The sequence below is a fragment of the Nesterenkonia halotolerans genome, from assembly GCF_014874065.1.
Classification (GTDB): domain Bacteria; phylum Actinomycetota; class Actinomycetes; order Actinomycetales; family Micrococcaceae; genus Nesterenkonia; species Nesterenkonia halotolerans.
Map to the genome: position 1 here is coordinate 225,076 of NZ_JADBEE010000001.1, position 21,499 is coordinate 246,574.

The 21,499-nt window shown below is 66.0% G+C and carries 17 protein-coding genes; 16 read left to right on the forward strand and 1 reads right to left on the reverse strand.

Annotated elements, in window-relative coordinates; all coding sequences use genetic code 11:
* Positions 1-51 precede the first annotated feature (51 nt).
* From H4W26_RS01020 to H4W26_RS01085, 14 genes are all read left to right on the forward strand, one after another.
* Positions 52-1,023 (forward strand): helix-turn-helix transcriptional regulator, encoded by a 972-nt coding sequence (locus H4W26_RS01020; protein WP_192590338.1) that lies wholly within the window; start codon positions 52-54, stop codon positions 1,021-1,023.
* Positions 1,020-2,477: a Fe-S cluster assembly protein SufB gene (sufB, locus tag H4W26_RS01025; protein ID WP_225939546.1), complete on the forward strand. Its 1,458-nt coding sequence runs from the start codon at positions 1,020-1,022 to the stop codon at positions 2,475-2,477. The genes H4W26_RS01020 and sufB overlap by 4 nt, the downstream gene beginning before the upstream one ends.
* Before the next feature lie 121 nt (positions 2,478-2,598).
* Positions 2,599-3,888 carry a Fe-S cluster assembly protein SufD gene (sufD, locus tag H4W26_RS01030; protein ID WP_192590339.1) on the forward strand — a complete coding sequence of 430 codons (1,290 nt, stop codon included), beginning with the start codon at positions 2,599-2,601 and terminating at the stop codon, positions 3,886-3,888.
* A gap of 84 nt (positions 3,889-3,972) precedes the next feature.
* Positions 3,973-4,734, forward strand: a complete 762-nt coding sequence (sufC, locus tag H4W26_RS01035) for a Fe-S cluster assembly ATPase SufC (RefSeq protein ID WP_192590340.1) — start codon at positions 3,973-3,975, stop codon at positions 4,732-4,734.
* Between the two features lie 5 nt (positions 4,735-4,739).
* Positions 4,740-6,077 carry a cysteine desulfurase gene (locus tag H4W26_RS01040; RefSeq protein ID WP_318779726.1) on the forward strand — a complete coding sequence of 446 codons (1,338 nt, stop codon included), beginning with the start codon at positions 4,740-4,742 and terminating at the stop codon, positions 6,075-6,077.
* Positions 6,077-6,535 (forward strand): Fe-S cluster assembly sulfur transfer protein SufU, encoded by a 459-nt coding sequence (gene sufU, locus H4W26_RS01045; protein WP_192590341.1) that lies wholly within the window; start codon positions 6,077-6,079, stop codon positions 6,533-6,535. The genes H4W26_RS01040 and sufU overlap by 1 nt, the downstream gene beginning before the upstream one ends.
* An 83-nt stretch (positions 6,536-6,618) precedes the next feature.
* Positions 6,619-6,951 (forward strand): metal-sulfur cluster assembly factor, encoded by a 333-nt coding sequence (locus H4W26_RS01050; RefSeq protein WP_192590342.1) that lies wholly within the window; start codon positions 6,619-6,621, stop codon positions 6,949-6,951.
* Between the two features lie 124 nt (positions 6,952-7,075).
* A complete protein-coding gene (locus tag H4W26_RS01055; RefSeq protein WP_192590343.1) occupies positions 7,076-10,015 on the forward strand; it encodes an AAA family ATPase in 2,940 nt (979 codons plus the stop codon).
* A 212-nt stretch (positions 10,016-10,227) separates the two neighbouring features.
* Positions 10,228-11,757, forward strand: a complete 1,530-nt coding sequence (locus tag H4W26_RS01060; RefSeq protein WP_192590344.1) for a polysaccharide biosynthesis tyrosine autokinase — start codon at positions 10,228-10,230, stop codon at positions 11,755-11,757.
* Between the two features lie 9 nt (positions 11,758-11,766).
* Entirely contained in the window at positions 11,767-13,023 is a 1,257-nt protein-coding gene (locus H4W26_RS01065) for a hypothetical protein (RefSeq protein ID WP_192590345.1), read from the forward strand.
* Positions 13,020-13,847: a WecB/TagA/CpsF family glycosyltransferase gene (locus H4W26_RS01070; RefSeq protein ID WP_192590346.1), complete on the forward strand. Its 828-nt coding sequence runs from the start codon at positions 13,020-13,022 to the stop codon at positions 13,845-13,847. The genes H4W26_RS01065 and H4W26_RS01070 overlap by 4 nt, the downstream gene beginning before the upstream one ends.
* The gene (locus H4W26_RS01075) at positions 13,844-14,806 is read left to right on the forward strand and encodes a glycosyltransferase family 2 protein (RefSeq protein ID WP_192590347.1); all 963 of its coding nucleotides are present in this window, start codon (positions 13,844-13,846) and stop codon (positions 14,804-14,806) included. Before H4W26_RS01070 ends, H4W26_RS01075 begins: the two co-directional genes overlap by 4 nt.
* Complete coding sequence (locus H4W26_RS01080; protein ID WP_192590348.1) at positions 14,796-16,316, forward strand: lipopolysaccharide biosynthesis protein; 1,521 nt, start codon at positions 14,796-14,798, stop codon at positions 16,314-16,316. The genes H4W26_RS01075 and H4W26_RS01080 overlap by 11 nt, the downstream gene beginning before the upstream one ends.
* Before the next feature lie 117 nt (positions 16,317-16,433).
* On the forward strand, positions 16,434-17,840 hold the full coding sequence (locus H4W26_RS01085; RefSeq protein WP_192590349.1) for a sugar transferase: 1,407 nt from the start codon (positions 16,434-16,436) through the stop codon (positions 17,838-17,840).
* A 54-nt stretch (positions 17,841-17,894) separates the two neighbouring features.
* On the opposite strand, the gene H4W26_RS01090 is transcribed toward H4W26_RS01085, so the two are convergent.
* The gene (locus tag H4W26_RS01090) at positions 17,895-18,611 is read right to left on the reverse strand and encodes an energy-coupling factor ABC transporter ATP-binding protein (RefSeq protein ID WP_318779727.1); all 717 of its coding nucleotides are present in this window, start codon (positions 18,609-18,611) and stop codon (positions 17,895-17,897) included.
* A 65-nt stretch (positions 18,612-18,676) separates the two neighbouring features.
* Between H4W26_RS01090 and H4W26_RS01095 the strand changes: the two genes are divergently transcribed.
* Together H4W26_RS01095 and H4W26_RS01100 are read left to right on the forward strand one after the other, a co-directional pair.
* A complete protein-coding gene (locus tag H4W26_RS01095; RefSeq protein ID WP_192590350.1) occupies positions 18,677-20,275 on the forward strand; it encodes an ABC-F family ATP-binding cassette domain-containing protein in 1,599 nt (532 codons plus the stop codon).
* A gap of 80 nt (positions 20,276-20,355) precedes the next feature.
* Entirely contained in the window at positions 20,356-21,498 is a 1,143-nt protein-coding gene (locus H4W26_RS01100; RefSeq protein WP_192590351.1) for a hypothetical protein, read from the forward strand.
* Position 21,499 lies beyond the last annotated feature (1 nt).

A 21,499-nucleotide genomic window follows, 5' to 3' on the forward strand; every position in this document is an offset into this window, starting at 1 on the left:
CTAAGGTCCCCCTTGCTGGCGGCTTTGTTCTGAATAGGTCAGAATAGGGTCATGTATTCCACTGCTTCCGAGTCTGTTGCCGCAGACGAGCGGCACCGTGGCGCGGAGAGTCCCACCAGCCCTGAGAAGGGCGGCCCTGCCCCCGCCGCTGAAGGACAGTCGGAGACGTTCCGTGAGGCTGAGAGCACGACCCGCCAGCGAGTGCTGCAGCTGGTGGTCGAAGAAGGCCCCATCAGCGCCGCCGCATTGGGCCGCGAGCTGAAGCTGACCGCCGCGGCCGTCCGCCGCCACCTGGACGCCATGACCGAGCAGGGAATCCTCGAGGTCAAGAACGTCACCACGCGTCGTCGTGGTGCTGGCCGCCCTTCCCGCCGGTACGTGGTCTCCGAGCGCGGTCAGCGTTCCCTCGGTGACGACTACCTCGGGCTGGTGCAGACGGCGCTGTCGATGCTCCAGTCCGCCTCGGCACCGAGCGCGGAAGATTCGCTGGTCGCCGAGCCCACGCCCGAGACCGCCCGAGGGCTGGCGCGGGAGTACTTCGCCGGCTTCGAGCAGCGGTGGGAGAGACAGCTCGAGGGCGTCAGCGACCTCGACGCGCGCACCGACAAGCTGTCCCAGCTCTTCGCCGAAGACGGCTTCGCGGGATTCACTCGCCTCGTCGGCCGGGACAACCCGCTGCTGGCGATGCAGTCCACGCAGCTGTGCCAGGGTCATTGTCCGATCCGGGAAATAGCTGCGGCTCATCCGGTGTTCTGTGAGGAGGAGACCGATATGATCTCCCGACTGCTCGACGTCGACGTCAGGCGGCTTTCCACACAGGCGGCCGGTGCTCACGTTTGCACCACACACGTGCCTGTGGGTCGCGAAAAGCTTGCCGCTGAGCAGCGGGCCCGCGCCGCAGCCAGTGCAGAAGCAGAACAACAGATCAGCGCCGGGGCCGGTGCGACGAATGAATCGCGTCCGGCCAGCGGTGGACGAAAACGGATCGTCATCTCCCCCCGTCAACAAGAGAGGTTGTCATGACCGAGCAGATTCAGCGCGAAAAGGACTCGGGGGTCACCTCCGATATTCTCGAGCGGAACCCGGAGCTTCAGGGCATCGGGTCCTACGAGTACGGATGGTCCGACTCCGACAGCGCCGGTGCCAACGCCAAGCGTGGCATCGACGAAGCGGTCGTGGAGGACATCTCCGCAAAGAAGAGCGAGCCGGAATGGATGCTCAAGCTGCGCAAGAAGGGCCTGAAGTACTTCCAGCGCAAGCCCATGCCCATGTGGGGAGCAGACCTCTCCGGCATCGACTTCGACAACATCAAGTACTTCGTGCGCTCCACCGAGAAGCAGGCGAAGACCTGGGAAGACCTTCCCGAGGACATCCGCAACACCTATGAGCGGCTCGGCATCCCCGAGGCCGAGCGTGAGCGCCTGGTCTCCGGTGTGGCTGCCCAGTACGAGTCCGAGGTGGTCTACCACCAGATCCGCGAGGACCTCGAAGAGCAGGGTGTCATCTTCATGGATACCGACACTGCGCTGAAGGAGCACCCCGAGTTCTTCGAGGAGTACTTCGGATCGGTCATCCCGGTGGGCGACAACAAGTTCTCGGCACTGAACACCTCGGTGTGGTCCGGCGGCTCCTTCGTCTACGTCCCGAAGGGCGTGCACGTAGAGATCCCGCTGCAGGCGTACTTCCGCATCAACACCGAGAACATGGGTCAGTTCGAGCGCACCCTGATCATTGCTGATGAGGACTCCTACGTGCACTACATCGAAGGCTGCACGGCGCCGATCTATGACTCCGACTCGCTGCACTCCGCCGTGGTCGAGATCGTGGTGAAGAAAAACGCCCGTGTGCGCTACACGACCATCCAGAACTGGTCCACCAACGTCTACAACCTGGTGACCAAGCGGGCGGTCGTCGACGCAGGCGGCACCATGGAGTGGATCGATGGCAACATCGGCTCCAAGGTCACCATGAAGTACCCCGCCGTCTACCTCACCGGTGAGCACGCCAAGGGCGAGACCCTCTCGGTCGCGTTCGCCGGCGAAGGCCAGCACCAGGACACCGGGTCGAAGATGGTCCACATGGCGCCGCACACCTCCTCGACCATCGTGTCGAAGTCGGTGGCCCGCAACGGCGGCCGGGCCGCGTACCGCGGACTGGTCCAGGTCAATGAGGGCGCATCACACTCTGCCAACTCGGTCGTCTGTGACGCCCTGCTGGTGGACACGATCTCGCGTTCGGACACGTACCCGTACATCGACATCCGCGAGGATGACGTGACATTGGGCCACGAGGCCACCGTCTCGAAGGTTTCCGAGGACCAGCTCTTCTATCTGATGGCCCGCGGAATGGCAGAAGACGAAGCCATGGCGATGATCGTGCGCGGCTTCATCGAGCCGATCGCTCGGGAGCTGCCGATGGAATACGCGCTGGAGCTCAACCGCCTCATCGAGCTGCAGATGGAAGGTTCGGTCGGCTGATCGAGCCCCACTCATGCAGCACCCCACCCGTCCGGCGCGACGCGCGCCGGACGGGTGGGGCACGCTGCTGATTGCACCGAGCCTGAAGTGAACCCCCATAGAACCAAGGGAAGAGAAACACATGACGAAATCCGCGTCCGCCGAGCAGGCGGAACAGGTCGAAGGCGTCGAGGTCGGGGAAGCCCGCATCTCGATCCCCGGAATGGGCGAGGAGGGCGAGAACCTCGCCACCGCCCATGAGGAGACCGAACACACCCACGGCGGTCTCGGCGAGTCCACGACCAAGGCCAAGTCCGGCGGCTCCCGCGCCGATCGCACCACGAGCCTGTCCGTGGCAGATTTTGCCGTCCCCACCGGCCGCGAAGAGGAGTGGCGCTTCTCGCCGCTGAAGAAGCTCGGCCGCGTGCTCTCCGACGCCGCCACCCAGACCCCGGTCACCATCAAGCTGCGCAAGTCCGCCGAGGGCGTCACCCACGGTGAGCTCGCCCTGGCGCAGTCACCGCGCGGCACCGTGTTCTCCGCTGCCGACCGCGCCGCCGTCGTCGGCTACAGCCAGTCCGCGCAGGCCGACTACATCAAGGTCGCGGCCGACACCGAGCTGAGCGACCCGGTCTTCATCGACATCACCGGCGAGGCTGCCGGGCACCGCGCCAACGCGCACATCGTGCTCGAGGCCGAGGCCCACTCCAAGGTGGTCTTCGTGCTGGAGCACCGCGGGTCCGCCGATGCGAACCTCAACGTGGAGGTCATCGTGCGCGACGGCGCTGACGTCACCGTGGTCTCGCTGCAGCGCTGGGCCGGTGACGCGATCCACGTCGGTCAGCAGGATGCCGAGATCGGGCGCGACGCGAAGTACAGGCACGTCTCGGTCACCCTGGGCGGAGAGGTCGTCCGCCTGAACTCCAACGTGCGATACGCCGCCGAAGGGGGAGAGGCCTCCATGTACGGCCTCTACTTCGCCGACGCCGGCCAGCACCTGGAGCACCGAAGCTTCGTGGACCACAACTCCCCGCGCAACAGCTCCAACGTGCTCTACAAGGGCGCCCTGCAGGGTCAGGACGCCCGGACCGTCTGGGTCGGTGACGTGCTCATCCGCAAGGCTGCCGAGGGCACCGACTCCTACGAGAAGAACCAGAACCTGATCCTCACCGACGGCGCGCGCGCTGACTCGATCCCGAACCTGGAGATCGAGACCGGACTCATCGAGGGAGCGGGACACGCCTCCTCCACCGGCCGCTTTGACGAGAACCATCTGTTCTACCTGATGGCTCGCGGCATTCCTGAGAAGGAGGCCCGCCAGCTCGTGGTGCGCGGCTTCCTCAACGAGATCGTCCAGGCCATCGGCGTCGACTCCATCGAGAACACCATCCATCAGGACCTGGAGAACGAGCTCGAGATCGCCGGCTTCTGAGGATCACCCGCGGCCACGGCCGACGGGCAGCACCTCGACCCACCTTCAGCACTTTTCACGAACCAAGCAAAGGACACGCAACACATGTCTACTCTCGAGATCAAGGATCTGCACGTCTCCATCGAGACCGAGCAGGGCGTCAAAGAGATCCTCAAGGGCGTCACCCTGACCATCAACTCCGGTGAGATCCACGCCATCATGGGCCCCAACGGCTCCGGCAAGTCCACCCTGGCCTCCACCATCGCTGGGCACCCGCGCTACACCGTGACCTCCGGGACCATCACCATGGACGGCGAGAACGTGCTGGACATGGCGGTCGATGAGCGCGCCCGCGCCGGACTCTTCCTGGCTATGCAGTACCCCGTGGAGGTCCCCGGTGTCACGATGACCAACTTCCTGCGCACCGCCAAGACTGCGATCGACGGCGAAGCCCCGAAGCTGCGCACCTGGGCCAAGGATGTCCGGTCCGCCATGGAGAAGCTCAAGATCGACGCCGACTTCGCGAACCGCAATGTCAACGAGGGCTTCTCCGGCGGTGAGAAGAAGCGCGTGGAGATCCTCCAGCTCGAGCTCTTCAAGCCCAAGTTCGCCGTCCTGGACGAGACCGACTCGGGTCTCGACATCGATGCGCTGCGCGTGGTCTCCGACGGAGTCAACCGTGCACAGGAGTCCAACGACATGGGCACCCTACTGATCACGCATTACACCCGCATCTTGAACTACATCAAGCCGGACTACGTGCACGTGTTCGTGGACGGCCGAGTGGCGGAACAGGGCGGACCGGAGCTGGCCGATGAGCTCGAGGCCAACGGCTACGATCGTTTCCTCGCTCCCGCCCAGGCCTGAGCATAGTGTTTGATCCAGACGCCATCAGGGCTGACTTCCCGCTGCTGGGCCGCACGGTCCGCGACGGGAAGTCCCTGGTGTACCTCGACTCCGGAGCGACGGCGCAGAAGCCGCAGCCGGTCATCGACGCGGAGCTGGCGTTCTACACCCAGTCCAACGCGGCGGTGCACCGCGGTGCGCACCAGCTCGCCGAGGAGGCCACCGAAGCCTATGAGTTCGCTCGGACCGCGGTGGCGAACTTCGTCGGGGCCGACGAGGACGAGATCGTCTGGACCAAGAACGCCACCGAGGCGCTGAACCTGATCGCCCACGGCTTCCTCAATGCCAGTCTCGCAGCTTCGGCCAAGACGACAGGTAGTGGGTCGGCCTCCGACGTCGTCAGTGACGCTGCGCAGGAGCGGTACGGGCTGCGGGCCGGCGATGAGATCGTCGTCAGCGAGGCCGAGCACCATGCGAATCTCGTGCCCTGGCAGCAGCTGGCGGCGAAGACCGGCGCCACTCTGCGCTGGATCGGTCTGACCGACGAGGGACGTCTGGACCCGGAGACCTACTCGGTGATCGGGCCGCGCACCCGGATTCTCGCGATCACGCATGCCTCGAACGTGACGGGTGCGATCACCGATGTCCCAGAGCTCGTTCGCCGCGCGCGTGCGGTGGGGGCCTACGTGGTGCTCGATGCCTGCCAGACCGCGGCGCACATGCCGGTGGATCTGCATGCCCTGGACGTCGACTTCGCAGCCTTCTCCGCACACAAGATGGTGGGTCCCACCGGCGTCGGAGCACTTTTCGGCAAGCGAGAGCTGCTGGAGGACCTTCCGCCGTTCTTGACCGGTGGTTCCATGGTCGAGGTCGTGACGATGGAATCGACCAGCTTCATGCCGCCGCCGCAGCGGTTCGAGGCGGGCACGCAGATGGTGGCCCAGGTCATCGGTTTCCGAGCTGCGGTCGAGTACCTCGACGCACTCGGCATGGACCAGGTCGCGGCACACGAGGCGGAGATGGCCCAGCGGATGATCGACGGCATCGCCGATGTCCCGGGTGTACGCCTGCTCGGGCCGCAGGACTCAGCTGACCGCCTCGCCGTCGTCGCCTTCGAGGTCGAGTCGGTTCATCCCCACGACGTCGGACAGGTGCTGGACAGCCTCGGTGTGGCGGTGCGCGTGGGCCACCACTGTGCACAGCCGATCCACCGCAGGCTCGGAGTCCACGCCTCGGCTCGGGCCTCCGCCGGGGTCTACACCACCGCTGCGGACGTGGACGCCTTCATCGCAGGGCTCCACGAAGTCCGCCGGTTCTTCGGGCTTGCCGAGTCCGCAGCTCCGGCCGTCCGAGGGGGTGTGTGATGGCAGACGCCATGGAGCAGCTCTACCAGCAGGTCATCCTGGATCACGCTCGCGCGCGACAGGGCGAGGGTGAGCTCGCGAACTACGGGGGAGAGTCCTTCCAGCTCAACCCCACCTGCGGGGACCAGGTCACGCTGCGCGTGCAGCTCGACGACGCCGGCGAGACGATCGAGGCGCTGGGCTGGACCGGGCAGGGGTGCTCGATCTCCCAGGCCTCCCTCTCCGTGATGTACGAACTGGTGATCGGACAGTCGGTCACACGAGCTGCTGAGCTCGGCGAGCACTTCCGCGAGCTGATGGCGGCCCGGGGTCAGGAGCTGGACCCAGCACGGCTCGAGGCGCTCGAAGATGCCTCGGCCTTCACCGGTGTGGCACGGTATCCTGCACGTATCAAATGCGCGCTGCTGGGCTGGATGGCCCTGCGCGACGCCCTGGCCCAGGCCCAGGTCCGGGCATAGCCGCCCGACCGAAGACGTTGCACCAAGGACGAGACGGACGAAAGACCACCGAAGCAGCTACCCGATAGGGAAAGGAGAGCGCCATGAGTGACGCTGTCGCAGCGGCCCAGACGCCGCTTGAAGATGTTGAGGAAGCACTCAAGGAGGTCATCGACCCGGAGCTCGGCATCAATGTTGTGGACCTCGGTCTGCTCTACGGATTGAACTACGCCGAAGACGGCGCCCTGCTGATCGACATGACGCTGACCACCGCGGCCTGCCCGCTCACCGATGTGCTCGAGGAGCAGGTGGGCCAGCACGTCGGAACCATGGTCGACGAGTGGCGGCTCAACTGGGTCTGGATGCCGCCGTGGGGCCCGGAGAAGATCACCGACGACGGCCGCGAGCAGATGCGCGCGCTGGGGTTCAATATTTAAATTTGAACAAATTTCCGGATTGCTATTCTCCTGGAAAAAACATTGACATAAGCTGTGCCGAGCAGGTGCGTTCCATGTCTGGACCCTGAACCAGACAGAGTGCCACCTGCGCCAGGGGGCAGATATGTCGACGTCAACACGATTTCTCGGCAGGCAGTCTGAGCTCGAAGTGATCGCGGCGGCGGCGGAGGCCGTTCACACCTCCGTCGCCCCGCGCTTCCTGCTCATCGAAGGCCCGCCAGGAGTGGGGAAGACCTCGTTGCTCAACGAGGCGGTCTCTCGCCTGCCCGGATGGTCCAGAGCCAACGTCTACCTCGACCCCGCAGACCGGGAGATTCCGGGGTATGCCGCCACGCACCTGTTGCGGAAGCCGCAGCGTTACCGGGCGCCCTGCGACGTGGAGGAGCTCGCCGCCCTGGTTCAGGAGCAGGCGGACGCCATCACCGAGCCGGTGGTCCTGGTCATCGAGGACATGCAATGGGTCGACCCGCTCTCCTCGGATGTGATCTTCCAGACCCTCCGCGAGATCGAAGATATTCCGATGCTCTCGATGGTCACGGCGCGCACCACCAGGCGCCCCGAGATGCACCGGCTCATCCGTTTCACGGAGACCGCCGGCGAGGCGCTGCGCATCGTCCTGGAGCCCTTCACCCGGTCTGAGGTCCGTGACCTGCTCCAGGAGCACACCGGGCTGCCGATCAGCAGCAACGTGGCAGCGCGGGTCCACGATGTCACAGGGGGCTTTCCCTCCTATCTCAACCACGTGATCGACCGGCTCACCACCCTCGATGACGCGATCACCGCCGACGCGCTGCAGGCGGCGCTGCGGGAGCTGGACCGCGGAGAGGGTCCAGCCGAGGCGCAGCGACTGCTGATCAGTCAGGTCTTCCACGAGACCACTGAGGACGTCCAGCAGATGCTTGCCCTGCTGGCACTGGCGCGCTACCCGCTTTCGGTCCACGAGATGAGCACGCTGTTGGGGGTTGAGTCCGTCGACGTTCAGGCTCTGCGAGATTCAAGCCTGGTGACCGAGGCGATGACCTCTGGACGATTCTCCGTGAAGTACAAGGTCTTTGAGCGCTGCCTGGTCGCGGATCTGAACCGTGAACTTCGCGTGGATCTGCAGATGCGGCTTTCCCGGGTCGAGTCTGGCATCGCCTCCGCGCGGCACCGTGCGGGAGCTGTGCTGCTGGACCCGGGGGTGGAGGAACCTGCGGAGACGGTTGAAGCGCTGGTCCAGGCGGCCCGGGCCGCCAGCCGGATCGGAGACACTGCGCAGGCGCTCGAGCTGAGCAGACTGGCCTTCGAAGTCGACCGCTCCGGCAGCACGCTTGAAAGCCTCAGCTTCGCCGCGATGCGCGCCGGGACCAAGATCGATGTGGACGCCACCGTCAGCTGGGCGCAGAGCCACGAGGTGCACCCAGTGCTCCGTCGGGGGATACTGGCGCGCGAAAGTCTCATCCGTGGTGACCTCGAGGCCGCGCTCGGATTTCTTGCCGGTGGAGTGGACCTCGACGCGGCGACGCCCAAGGCTCTGCTCTGCTATGCAGACACCGTGCTGCAGGCCTCGCGCACGTCCGGGCTGCGGGGCTCCTACTGGCATCTGCTCAACATTGCGGCGCGCACGGTGCAGGCCCTGTTGCAGCTCGAGGGCCGGATCCAGGCCGACGACCCGGATGTGCACACCAGAATCGCCACTCCCGAGCAGCTGTTGGCGGAGACCCGTGGCCTGCGCGTGAGTCTGCAGCTGTGGCAGTCGCTGGAGGGGATCGAGGACGCCCAGCCCCAGTACTTCTCCCACGAGGTCCAGAAGCTCCTCGATGAGGTGCGAATGGTGCCCGGCACTGAGTCTGCCCAGATGGCGCTGCTGGTGGCCCGTGGATCGGTGCTGCGCACTGCAGGCCACCCGTCGGAGGCCTACGCGGACCTGGTCACCGCGATCGAGAACTGGCCTGGCCGCAACCGGCGGGCGCTGGCCTACGCACAGGTGCATATGACCTACCTCTTGTTCGAGGCAGGACTGTGGTCGGAGGCGCAGCTCCTTGCCGAGTCGGCCGCCTCGGAAGTCCTCGACATCAGCGAGGACAACGTCGCACCCGTGGCGTTCAACGCGGTGCATCTGGTGCCTGCCGCCCGCGGACACCGTGAAGCGCAGAGCTGGTCCTTCGATCTGCGCGCCCATGTGGGACGGGTGACCGACACGAGTCTGGGACACGCCGGACGTGGGTATGTGGACGCCTGGGCCGCCACCGCGGCCCAGGACCACGAGAAGGTGGTCAACAGCATCCTGGGAATGCACGTCGAGTTGAGCACCTGGTCGCGTGCAGCGACCTCGACAGTTCTGCTGGGCCGCTCCCTGCTGCACAGTGGAAGGGCGCAGGCGCTGCCCGCGCTGATCACCAAGGTGCGCGCCGACGAGCATTCCTCCGTCCCACACCGCGACTATGTCCTGCGGCACCTCCGCGGACTCGCCGCCCTGGGCGCTGGCAAGCACGCCGCCGCTCACGAGCATCTGATCGCTGCCATGTCCGTGATCACGGCACTTCCCGGCCTGAAATCGGCTCACGTCCCAGGGGACGGCGGAGCCCTGAGCATCTACCGGGGCCTGCTGGCTCTGGACCTCGGGCACTGCGTGGTCCAGGGGCTGGACACGTTGCAGGACAAGGCGGACGAGGCCGCAGAATCAGTGCTCTGGGCGGCCTCGATGTTCCAGGGCTGCGGCGCAGAGGGGCTCTTTCATCAGGCCGATGAGATCTTCCGCACCCTGCGCAAGGTGACCGCGGGACAGGCCCCCCAGGAACGACCACGACTGGTCGACCTGCCCGAGGGACTCAGCTCCAAAGCGCGGTTTGCTCTGACGGCACTCACCACGAGAGAGCGAGAGATCGCGCTGATGGTCGGTCAAAGCTTGACGAACAAGGATGTCGCCGAGGAACTCGTGCTCTCCGTTCGCACCGTGGAGTATCACGTGGCCAATGCTCTGGGAAAGCTCGGGCTGGACTCTCGTCACGCGCTGCGGCGGATGCTGCAGCTCGAGGACGAAGACGACCTGCGCACCGCATAACCCCCTGTGAGTGGCCTGTGTCACATCTCCAGGTCATCCACCACGGGGAATCACGGGGGTTCCCCCGTAGTCGGTGCGGGGGTTCCTTCACCACCGTGATGCGCAGTGTCAACTTGCACCTAGCGTGAGCCACACACCGAGATGGTCGCCTCTCCGTTCCAGGGGCTTCCTGCCCGGTGACTTCTGACCACGCACCGGGAAAGTTGTCACACATGAACATGCAAGACTACCTGCGCATCTGCCGTCGGCGATGGGCCATCATCCTTCTCACTCTGGTCCTCGCCGTCATCGGCGCAGCGGCCACCTACCCATTTCAGCCGATCAGCTATGCCTCGACGACCAAGGTCTTCGTCTCGGCCTCCAGCGGGACAGATCTGGCGCAGCTGCAGCAGGGCAGTTCATTCGCGGAACAGCGCGCTGCCACCTACGCCGATCTGGTCAACACCCCCGCTGTGCTGGGCCCCGTGGTGCAGATGCTGGACCTGTCGACATCGCCCTCCGCGCTGGCAGACGACGTCGAGGCCCAGGCCCTCGCGGACACCACACTGCTGGAGATCACTGCCACCGCAGGGTCGGCCCAGCAGGCGGCAGACATCGCCGACGCCGTCGTCGAGAGTCTGCAGAATGTGGTCGACGAGATCGAGACCTCGGTCGAAGGCACCTCCGCGGGTGACCCGGGGATCATGGATCTCGCTGTTGTCCAGGCCGCTCAAGTGCCGACCACCCCGCAGGGCCCGCGGCTCGATCTCACGTTGGGAGTGGGGTTCGCGATCGGCCTCATCCTGGGCATCGGGCTGGCTTTCCTGCGCGAGGCGCTGGACACCTCGATCCGCCGTCCCGAGGACTTCGCCCCGCTCACCGTGGCACCGCTGCTGGGCGTGACGCGACGTGAGGGCGGAGGTCGTGAGGCTCGCCGGCGCAAGGGCCGCGGAACCGCAGACACCGCCGCGGCATTCCGAGAGATGCGCATGCGACTGCGATTCGGCGAGTCCTTCAGCTCGCCCAGCTCCTATGTCATCACCAGTTCCGTGGAGGGGGAGGGGCGGACCACAGTGGCCGTCAATCTCGCTCGGTCGCTGGCGGACGGCGGACGGAAGACGCTGCTCATCGGTGCGGACTTCGAGAACCCTGATCTCGCCGACTGGCTTGAGATGGGCGCGGAGAGTGGGGAGACCGGAGGCCTGCGGGACGTGCTCGGAGGTGCCGTCTATCTGGAGGATGTCATCATCTCCGGGGTGGAGGAGGGACTCGACGTCATCCTTCCCGGAGCCCGTGTGGACCAGAGCATGGAACCCGCCAGCGTGGAGAAGGTTCAGGCGCTTCTGGAGGCCTGTGCCGAGAGCTATGACGTGACCATCATCGACACCCCTGCCCTGCTCTCGGTCTCCGACGCCGCGCTGCTCGCGCAGATCACCACTGGGGTGATCGTGGTCACCCGCTATGGCACCGCTACTCGGGCCCAGCTCGCCACCAGCTTCGAGCTGCTGGCCCGCGCTCGGGCACGAGTCGTCGGGCTGGTGCTGGCGGGCGTACCGATGCGCGGGCCGGACAGCCTGCAGGAGCGCCGACAGCGTCCATCGCGCCACACCCGTGGCGAGGTCGAACCCGCGGCCAGCCAACGACTGGCAGCTCCGGACCCCATGCCATCCGGACCGCGCAGGCTTTCTGACACTGAATCCCATGCCTCGACAGCCGAGGCCCGGAAGAGCCGAGTCGTCGTACTTCCTCAGGAGAGGGGGTGATCCGCGCCCGTGCCGAGGTATTGGCCGACCGTTCCGCTGCGCCCAACCCCAGCCGCCGGGGCACGCACGCACGAGGTCGAGATTCCGGTCTGGCTGCAGCGCCTGCTGTATCTGGTGCTCCTGGGGAGCGCCCTGGTCAGCGTCGTCTACGTGGGCGAGTTCTCACCGCTTCCGATGACCGCAATCCTCGACGCCTGGATTCTGCTGCTCGCCGCCTGGATCTTCATCCGCGGAAGGATCATCGCACCCCTGATGCTGCTGATCCTGGCCGCGTACATCGGCACCCGGATCGTCGGGGCGCTCCTCGAACAGCCACCGCTCGAGGATCTGCTTCAGGCGCATCGCTGGTTGGTGTATCTCGTCGTGTTCGCCATGGCGCGTGGCCACTGCTGGAGTCGCACGGACCTGCTCCACAAGCTGGCGTGGTGGCTGATCTCTCTGGCGACCCTCAAGTCTCTTCTCACTGCAGCGTTGGTCGGCCCGAATCAGCGCCCGGGGCTCTTCCTGGAGAACAACTTTGAACTGGCTCTGTTCACGGCGCTGGCAGCGGTCGTCCACCGACAGAACGCACCCCATCGGTTCTGGATGGTCGTGCTGTTGGGCGTGCTCACGGTGCTCTCCGGCTCTCGCAGCGGGGCGCTGACCTACGTCGTTCTCGTGGTCTATGCGCTGTGGAGCACTCGCACCTCGGATGTGTTCCTGAAGTACCTGGCCGGACTGCTGCCTCTGGCAGCCGCCGCCCTGCCGTGGGTGGTCTTCCAGGCACGCGCTGCTGAGTCCCAGGTCATCGACCGGGTCCAGTTCTTTGAGGTGCTGCAGGGGGAGACCGCACATTGGGGCTGGGCCGAGCGGATCTATGGAACCCCGCCGATCACGCCGCTCTCGGCCGGCGCCTGTGAACAGCTCTCCTACTACGAGCGGCTGTTCTCCTCGGTCGGGGATGGTCAGTGCTATTCGGTGATCCTGCACTCTTTCGCCATGCGCCTCTACTACGACGGCGGTGTGTTGGCGCTGCTGCTCGCGCTGATCGTCCCCGTCGTCGTCATGCGCATGTCGCGTGTCTCCGGGACGTTGGTCATCGTGCTGATGGCCATTGCGACGATCAACAGCCTCTCGGTCAGCGGACTGAACAATCCCTATGTGGCCCTGCCGATCCTTCTGGCAGTGCTGACCGCCCCGAATCTGGGACGCATGACGCCTCGGCCGGAGGCTGCTCGAGAATCTCCGCAACAACCGTTCGTCCCGCTTGAAGGAGCCTTCCGATGACCGCAATCCCCACCGTCGAGGTCCCGCTGCTGGGAGTGCGTGTCTCTCCGCTGCGACGGCAGGAACTGCTGCGCCACATCCAGACTGCCGTGCACGAGCGTCGCCGAATGGTGGTCGCAGGTCACAATCTCCACTCGGTGTACCTCTGGCACCATCTTCCTGATGTACGTGACTTCTATGCCCGCGCCGGTGCTGTGATCATCGACGGCATGCCCCTGCTGGCGCTGTTGCGGTTCTGGCCTGGAGAGCCCCGCGGGAGGACGCAGCCTGATCAGGCTGCACCTGTCCAGGACCATCCACGGAGCCCCGTCGCGGCGGAGTCATCGGTCACGTGGAGCACAGAACATCGACTCGGATCCACCGATTGGTTGGGCGGGCTGACCGAACTGGCCAACATCTCGCGCGTCACTGCCCTCGGCGGCACCATTGAAGCGGCCGCCGCAGCGCAGGAGTACTTCGAATCCCTCGACAGCCATATCTCCTGGCAGTCCATTCCCGCGGACCCTTGGCGGGACGAGCATCTGGTCACCGTGATCGAACACATTCGTGCTCACGATCCCCAGGTGCTGCTCATCGGGATGGGCATGCCGCTTCAGGAACGGATCGCGGATGAGCTTTCCGGCCGGCTGGGTGTTCCCGTGATCGCCACCGTCGGGGGAGCACTGGACCAGCTCGGTGGCGTTCAGGCGCTTGCCCCTCGCCAGGTCGGTGCCTGGGGATTCGAATGGCTGTGGCGCCTGGCCTCAGATCCGCGTCGTCTCAGCGGCCGTTACCTGCTGGAGCCCGTCAAGCTGGCGGCCCTGTTGATGAGGAGACCACGATGACCGCGGCCCCGCTTCCGCTGATGAGTTCCGCCGCAGATGCGCCGACCCTCGATTACCGAGCGCTGCACCGGCGTTCCCCACGACGCCGAGACACGCTGACGGCGGTCATTCCCACGGTGGGTCGGATCACTCTGAAGCGCGCGGTTCGCTCGGTGCTCCGGCAGACCGTCCCGGTCACTGCGCTGGTCGTTCTGGATCGACCCGAGAGGGAAGCGCAGGTGCAGAGGCTCTTGATGGGTCTGCCGCATGTGCTGGTTCTCACCTCGGGGGGTCTCGGGGCGGCGGCAGCACGCAACCTCGGAGTCCAGACAGCTGAAACCACCCACGTCGCGTTCCTCGATGACGACGACGAGTGGGTCGCAGAAAAGTCAGCCCTGCAGCTCGCCCATGCAGCGAAAGACACTCTGCTCAGCTCACGATCACTGCTCGTCGGCTCCTCGAGCAGAGTGGTCCCTGAGCAGCTCTACCGTCAGTCTGATCTGGCGGCCACGGGTGTGATCGACTACGTCTTGGATCGCTCGACGCTTCGACTGCGTCGGAATTTCATACAAGCATCCTCCTTGATGTGTCACCGGGAGGTCGCACTCACCGTGCCGTGGGACGAGGAACTGACCCGGCAGGAAGACTGGGACTGGGTGCGAAGGATGGACGCGTCCGGACAACGGCTTCGGATGCTTCCTGAGGTTCTCGTGCGGGTCCACCAGGGGAGCCAGGGGTCCCTGTCTCGAACACCGGACTGGCGGGCAAGCGCGGAATGGGTCAACTCACTGGGAAGCCAGGTCTCGGACCAGGCCCGGGCAGACTTCCTGACCTCCGTGGTGGCCCGAGACGCGTTCGCCTCACGGGCGTGGTTCGCAGGTGCTCGTCACCTGACGCGCGGCCTGAAGGCGCGTGCGCACCCTGCCGCCGTCGTCGTGGGTCTCTCGGGTGTCATGCGGGCGGTCAACCGTGGAACCTGAACCCACGGTCACCGCACAGCGCGCAGACACGGTGAGACCGGAACGGGCGGAGTCAGCCGAGCCGTTGAAGCAGCGCAGCTGGACGACCATGTTGCTGCGCACCGCCGGCATGCGTGCCGCTGTGCTGCCGATCAGCGGAGCCTGCGCCCTGACAAGCGCAGGGCTCACCGTGCAGTACGCCGGGGTGCTGGCCTTCGGTTTCATCATCATGATCGCGCAGCTGCAGATCGCCCTTCCGTTCGCGGATCTGGGACTCGGGGCCGCCGTGGCACGGGCGGTGGCACGGGCCGGCAAGGGTCGTGAATCGGTGGCCGAGGTTCGGATTCTGGTCCGGCGGACCGCTCTGGTGCTGGGCGCGGTGGGTATCGGCGGAACGGCAGCGGCGACCCTCGCAGGCGTCTGCGGACTCTGGTCGACCTTCTTCCGCGTCCCGGATGGACTGGGGCCCCAGGTGGATCTCGTGATGAGCCTCGTGCTCTGCATCTTCTTCATGGGTCTCCCGATGGGCTTGGCGGCCCGGGTGCTGATGGGACGAGACCGCACGGACCTGCTTGTCCTGCTCGGACTGATCCCTCCTATCGGGAACCTTCTGCTGGTGCTGCTTCTCGTCGAACTCGAGGTTGCTCCCATCTGGCTTGCGGTGGGACTGCCGCTGAGCACCGTGACGTATGTGGCGATCTGCGCCTCACTTGCCTTCCTGCACCCTCGGATCGGGCTCAAGGGTCTCTATGCCGAGCGAGCCGATGATCAGCGCGAGCACAGCGTCGCCTCAGAACAGAGGTTCTTCGTGGCCGTGCGGCTGATTCTCATCGGAGGCCTGCCTGTGCTCCTCGCCATGGCAGGGCGGGCGCTCTCAGAACAACACGGACGGCTGGTGCTGGCGAGGGTGGCTACTGCTGCCGACGTGAGTGAATACGCCATGGCCCTTCAGCTCTACATGCCGGTCTATTCCGTGCTCTTCATGTCCGCGATGGTGCTCTGGCCTCGATTCGCCGTCGACCCGGACATCGGACTGTGGCGGCGAGCCAATGCGATGTTCTTCGGACTGGGTCTCGCGGCTGCCATGGGTTTTGCTCTGCTGACCCGCCCGGTCTCGAACCTGGTCACCGGCGGCGACCTCGTACCCTCCTGGGGCGTCGTCCTGGGGATGTCCGCCGCGCTCGTGGCGCAGTCGATGTACCTCACTCAGGCGAACCTGCTCACCGATCGACGTGGCTTCTGGCGTCAGGCCGCCATGTCCCTGACCCTGCTGGCGCTGGTGGTGCCCGGCACCATCCTCGGGGTTCGACTTGGCCTTGGCGCGGCGGCCCCTGGGATCTCGATGGCCATCGGAGTGCTCGCAGCCGAAGTCATACCGGGCCTGATCATGGCCCACCGAAAGGTCAGCCGACCACCGCAAGACCTCGCACCTCCCGACGCTGAGCCTGCACCGACTCAGCGCAACCCCGTTCAATCGAAAGGCAACCACCGTGAATCCTCCGTTCTCCAGCCGGTCAGGCCCCACTCCTGACCTGTTCCACCCAGCGACTCGGCTCCTCGTCCTGGCGACGCGAGCTGCAGGGGCATCCTCATGACAACTCAGACCGCTTCTGCGCATGCAGCACGTCTCGGGGCTTCAGCAGATTGGATGACAGCCCCGTCAGGTCCAGCCTCCGCCCGAGAGTGGCACAACAGCTATGGGATGCGCCTGCTCGTCACGGACATCGCCATCATCGCCGGAGTCCTCGGAGCCGTGCACGGTCTCCTGCTCCAAGGCCATCATCCAGTGGGCGTGACCCTCGGCCTGGGCGCGCTGTGGGTCCTCGGGCTCAGTCTCGGCCGTTCCCGAGACTGGAAGCAGATCGGCGCGGGACTCACCGAGTACCGGCGGGTCCTCGTCGGGACCTTCGTGACCTTCGGCGTCTTCTTCGTCGCGGTCGTCGTCTTCAACCTTGACGTGCCCCGAGAGCACACCATCGTCTCGCTGCCGCTGGGAGCCGCTGGTCTGCTTCTGGGCAGGCATCTGTGGCGGCGGTATCTTCTGGACCGGTGGCGCCACGGCGAGTGGACGCACCGCGTCGTCGTCGTCGGCGATCCTCGGAAGGTGCGGCACGTGGTCTCTGCGGTGGAAGGGTCCAAGACCTCCACCGGGGCCACGGTCACCGCGACCTATACCGAGGGCCTGGTGCATGCGGATGGCGGTGTCACCGACCCGGGGCGGACCGTCGCCCGCATCATCGATGTGGTCACGCGCAGCGCTGCGGATCTGGTCATGCTCACCGAGACCGATTTTCTGCCTCCCGAATCGGTCCGCGAACTGGGATGGGCGCTCGAGGCCCTGAACGTGAACCTGGTCGTGGTGCCCTCGCTCTCCGAGATCGCGGGTTCGCGGATCGAGTCGCACATGGTCGGCGGCGTCCCGATGCTCTACGTCGCCTACCCGCGGATGTCGAGCATGGGGCGAGTCACCAAGCGCGCCTTCGACATCGTCGTCTCCGCCACGGCGCTGCTGCTGCTCGCGCCGCTGCTGCTGGTGATCGCAGTCTGGGTGAAGCTCGACAGCTCAGGGCCGGTGCTCTTCAGGCAGGAGCGCGTCGGGATCGACCACTCCCGCTTCTCGATGCTGAAATTCCGTTCGATGGTGGTGGACGCAGAGAAGCACCTCTCGATGCTGCAGACCCTCTCCGAGGGAAACGGTGTGCTCTTCAAGATGCGCAAGGATCCTCGCGTCACGCGGGTCGGTGCGGTGCTGCGCAGGCTCAGCTTTGATGAGCTGCCGCAGTTCTACAATGTGCTGCGCGGTGACATGTCGGTCGTGGGCCCCCGTCCGCCCCTGCCCCAAGAGGTGGAGGCCTACGATGACACGACCCACCGGCGCATGCTGGTCAAGCCCGGGATCACCGGGCTGTGGCAGGTCGCCGGCCGGTCGGATCTCAGCTGGGAGGAGAGCGTGCGCCTGGATCTGTACTACGTGGAGAACTGGTCGCTGATGGGAGACATCGTGATCGTGATGCGCACGGCACAGGCCGTCGTCGGAGGGTCCGGCGCCTACTAGATCGGGTTTCTCCGGACCCCGGCACCTGACGCTGCGGCCCCTGAGGTCTCGCGCCTAGCGCTCAGGCGCGGACGACGCCGGACCATCGGCTCCGGCGAGCTCGCGGTAGTAGGGGATCGCCACTCCCGGCGGACCATCGGCGACCAGGTGGCCATGATCGAAGACCAGCACCCGCTGGGCCCGCGCCGCCAGGCCGAGGTCGTGGGTGGCCACGATCATCGGCGGAGTCAGATTCATCAGCATCTGGGTGAACTCCACCGTGCTGCGCAGGTCCAGCAGCGTGGTGGGCTCATCGGCGAGGACCAGTTCGGGCTCCGCGGCGAGGACTCCGGCCAGCGCCACCTTCTGCCGCTCACCGGAGGAGAGGTCGTAGATGCTGGACTCCTCACGGTCACCCAGGCCCATGGTGTCCAAGATCTCACGGCTGCGCTGACGACGCTGCGCTGCCGAGGTGATGCTGCTGCGCAGCGAGAAGGCGATGTCCTCACCGACCACAGGCATGATCAGCTGCGCCTGCGGGTTCGCGAAGATGAATCCGGTCCGCACGCCGGCCGGGCTGAGCTGGACCGATCCCGAGCTGGGCGCCACGAGCCCGGCGATGAGCCGCAGCAAGGTGGACTTGCCCGACCCATTGGCGCCGATCACAGCGATGCGATGTTCGGGCAGATTGAGGGTCACCGGGTGCAGGATGCGTCGCCTGCCGCCGTCTGAGGTGTCGACGTCGAATGCGGCTGCATCCAGGGTCGTCGTTACACTGGAAGGGTTGTCCACTGAACCCACCTATTCAAAGTTGTCAGGCCGGCGCGCTCTGCGCGGCCCGAAGGGAAACTGCACCGTTGATCAGCGTATCCAATCTTGAACTCCGCGCCGGAGCGCGCCTGCTGATGGACGAGGTCGCGTTCCGCATCGATTCGGGAGACAAAGTCGGCCTCGTCGGGCGCAACGGCGCCGGCAAGACCACGCTGACCAAGGTCCTCGCGGGGCTGACCCAGCCTGCCGCCGGACACGTGGAGCGCCGGGGGAGCATCGGCTATCTGCCGCAGGACCCGAAGATCGATGACATGGAGCAGCTCTCCCGCGACCGGATCCTCGCCGCCCGGGAACTTGACGTCATCTCCACCAAGCTTCGCCAGGCAGAGCAGGACATGGCCAGCACCGACGATGCGGTCCGCGACAAGGCGATGACCCAGTACGCCAAGGTGCAGACCCGGTTCGACGCCGCCGGGGGCTACTCCGCAGAGGCCGAGGCCGCCATGATCTGCAACAACCTGGACCTGCCCGAGCGCATCCTGACCCAGCCGCTGAAGACGCTCTCCGGTGGTCAGCGCCGCCGCGTCGAGCTCGCCCGGATCCTGTTCTCAGACGCTGACACCCTGCTGCTCGATGAGCCCACGAACCACCTGGATGCAGATTCCATCGTCTGGCTGCGTGATCACCTGCAGAGCTACGCCGGGGGAGTCCTGATGATCTCCCACGACGTGGACCTCATCGAATCCACCGTGAACAAGGTGTTCTACCTCGACGGCAACCGGATGACGCTCGACGTCTACAACATGGGCTGGAAGAAGTACCTGGTCCAGCGCGACCAGGACGCGGCTCGGCGCAAGCGCGAGTACGCCAACGCGGAGAAGAAGGCCAGCCAGCTGCGCTTCCAGGCGGAGAAGATGCGCGCCAAGGCCACGAAGGCCGTGGCCGCCCAGTCCATGCTCAAGCGAGCCGACCGCATGATGGCAGGACTGGAGGGCGAGCGCGCCGCAGAGCGCGTGGCAAACATCCGCTTCCCCGCGCCGGCCTCCTGCGGAAAGACCCCGCTCATGGCGGAAGGCCTTTCGAAGTCCTACGGCTCGCTGGAGATCTTCACCGGACTGGACCTCGCGATCGACCGCGGCTCCCGCGTGGTCATCCTGGGCTACAACGGTGCCGGCAAGACCACGCTGCTGCGCCTGCTGGCCGGCGCCGCCGAGGCGGACTCCGGCCGGGTGATCTCCGGGCACGGTCTCAAGCTCGGCTACTTCGCCCAGGAGCACGACACACTGGACACCGAGAGCTCCGTGCTGGAGAACATGAAGACCGCCGCGCCCTTCCTCAATGACACCGATCAGCGGAAGATCCTCGGCTCGTTCCTGTTCTCCGGCGATGATGTGAGCAAGCCCGCTGCGGTGCTCTCCGGCGGCGAGAAGACCCGCCTGGCCCTGGCCTCGCTGGTGGCCTCGAGCGCGAACGTGCTGCTGCTGGATGAGCCCACGAACAACCTGGACCCCGCAAGCCGCGAGGAGATCCTCGCTGCACTGCGCACCTACGAGGGCGCCGTGGTCCTGGTCAGCCACGACCCCGGAGCGGTGGAGGCGCTGAGCCCCGACCGGGTGCTGCTGCTGCCCGACGGCGAGGAAGACATCTACACCAAGGATTACGAGGACCTCATCACACTGGCCTGATCGCGCTGTCCTGTGAGGGATGTCTTGATCACGCAGGACTGATCCGAGCGGTCCAGGTCCCTGGTCGCTAGGCTCAGCGCATGGCTCTGACCCCCGAAGCCCTGCTTGATGGTCCGCGAGGACGCCGACTGCTGTTGGAGTTCGCGCTGGCCTCTGAGCAGCGTACGGACCCGAGCTCCGCTGAGCTCTCTGGACTGGTCCACGAGGCGGCGAGGGTGCTCGAGCCCCAAGGAGAGCACCGTGGCCAGCTGATGTCCCGATGGGCGGTCTTCGGCTCCCCGGTCCGCGTCCTGTCGCCGGCGGTCGGACCTGCCGAGGTCGCACGGGCCCTGGACGCGACGGACCTCGCGGATCCCAGCGAGGACCTGCTGCGTCTCGTCCTCGCCGACGTCGTGGCGTTCGCCCGTTATTGGCAGGAGCCCGAGGGTGAGGATCTGCTCGCCGGCTCCGCAGAGCTGCGCGGAGCTCTGCTGCGCGTTGCCCGACACCTTCTCGGCTCCCCACAGACCCAGTGGTGGAGCCACGAAGTGCGTCTGAGCGATCAGGCCTGTGTGCAGTGGCCAGACATCCCCGGATACGACCATTCCGGCGAACCCACGCAGGTGCTCTCGGACTGGTGTGCGGAGCAGCAGGCCCTTGAACTCCGGGCACTGGGTGACCGCCCGGAAGATCCCAAGGCGAGCTACGGCGGAGTGTGGTGGTCCCGACCGCCGGACCATCTGTTGCGCAGCACCGCGCGGTTCTCCGATCACGCACCGGCGGTTCTGTACTTGTTCGAAGACGACTTCGGCTGGGAGACCGCCCACACGCGCCGACTCTGGGTCTCAGGAGCGCCCAGAGTGTGTGAGATCCGTTCTGCCCAGGACTGGGCTGCCCTCTGCGAACGGTTCCCGCTGGAGGTCAGCGCCGAGAAGCGCCACGACTGGTACCGCACCACCGGCAGAGCCGGCCGGTGGGTCATCCCCGACTGGGAAGCTGCGTCGAAGGAGTACGACGGCGTGCACCTCAGCGTCGCGGGCTATCTGAGCAGTGCCGGCCGGGCGATCCCGGTGGGGGCAGACACCGCCAGCGTGATCGCGGGATGGAACCCGGGGGAGAGCTGGTGGTTCACCTCGGAGACCATCCTGGGCTCCGAGGTGACGCACTGGCAGCTCGATGAGGAGTCTCTGCACTGGCGGAAGGTCTCCTCCTGCGCCGGAGAGGAACTGCCGCCTGCTGGCTGAG

Excerpts from the sequence above, each read along its gene's own strand:
- H4W26_RS01020 (WP_192590338.1), top strand. The coding sequence starts at position 52 with ATGTATTCCACTGCTTCCGAGTCTGTTGCCGCAGACGAGCGGCACCGT.
- sufB (WP_225939546.1), top strand. The coding sequence starts at position 1,020 with ATGACCGAGCAGATTCAGCGCGAAAAGGACTCGGGGGTCACCTCCGAT.
- sufD (WP_192590339.1), top strand. The coding sequence starts at position 2,599 with ATGACGAAATCCGCGTCCGCCGAGCAGGCGGAACAGGTCGAAGGCGTC.
- sufC (WP_192590340.1), top strand. The coding sequence starts at position 3,973 with ATGTCTACTCTCGAGATCAAGGATCTGCACGTCTCCATCGAGACCGAG.
- sufU (WP_192590341.1), top strand. The coding sequence starts at position 6,077 with ATGGCAGACGCCATGGAGCAGCTCTACCAGCAGGTCATCCTGGATCAC.
- H4W26_RS01050 (WP_192590342.1), top strand. The coding sequence starts at position 6,619 with ATGAGTGACGCTGTCGCAGCGGCCCAGACGCCGCTTGAAGATGTTGAG.
- H4W26_RS01055 (WP_192590343.1), top strand. The coding sequence starts at position 7,076 with ATGTCGACGTCAACACGATTTCTCGGCAGGCAGTCTGAGCTCGAAGTG.
- H4W26_RS01060 (WP_192590344.1), top strand. The coding sequence starts at position 10,228 with ATGAACATGCAAGACTACCTGCGCATCTGCCGTCGGCGATGGGCCATC.
- H4W26_RS01070 (WP_192590346.1), top strand. The coding sequence starts at position 13,020 with ATGACCGCAATCCCCACCGTCGAGGTCCCGCTGCTGGGAGTGCGTGTC.
- H4W26_RS01075 (WP_192590347.1), top strand. The coding sequence starts at position 13,844 with ATGACCGCGGCCCCGCTTCCGCTGATGAGTTCCGCCGCAGATGCGCCG.
- H4W26_RS01085 (WP_192590349.1), top strand. The coding sequence starts at position 16,434 with ATGACAGCCCCGTCAGGTCCAGCCTCCGCCCGAGAGTGGCACAACAGC.
- H4W26_RS01100 (WP_192590351.1), top strand. The coding sequence starts at position 20,356 with ATGGCTCTGACCCCCGAAGCCCTGCTTGATGGTCCGCGAGGACGCCGA.